Origin of the sequence: Marinobacter iranensis (assembly GCF_029207565.1) — a bacterium.
In the GTDB taxonomy this organism is placed as follows: Bacteria; Pseudomonadota; Gammaproteobacteria; order Pseudomonadales; family Oleiphilaceae; genus Marinobacter; species Marinobacter iranensis.
The window spans coordinates 1-230 of the sequence record NZ_JANCMW010000435.1 but is presented as its reverse complement, the minus strand read 5'-3'; the positions used below and the strand labels follow the sequence as shown (position 1 = coordinate 230).

Sequence of the window (230 nt, the reverse complement as noted above, 5' to 3'; positions counted from 1 at the left end):
ACGGAGAGCTGTATCACGAGCCGACGGTCGTCGTACAAGAGAACGGCAAGTCATACGCGAAAATCAACAGCTTGACCAACAGCACGTATTCCGTCATCTATAATCCTCGCGTAATGGCAGACATGAGCGCGCATTGGGCGGGCGCCGAAGTGAACGACATGACTTCCCGTCTCATTATCGAAGGCGTAAACGATACGGAATTCATGCCTGACGCGGCGATTACGAGAGCG

General features: G+C 53.5%; 1 protein-coding gene. It reads left to right on the top strand.

The features are described 5' to 3' along the window. A partial coding sequence (locus NLU14_RS23000) for an S-layer homology domain-containing protein (protein ID WP_275710976.1) occupies window positions 1–230 on the top strand: 230 nt, incomplete at both ends.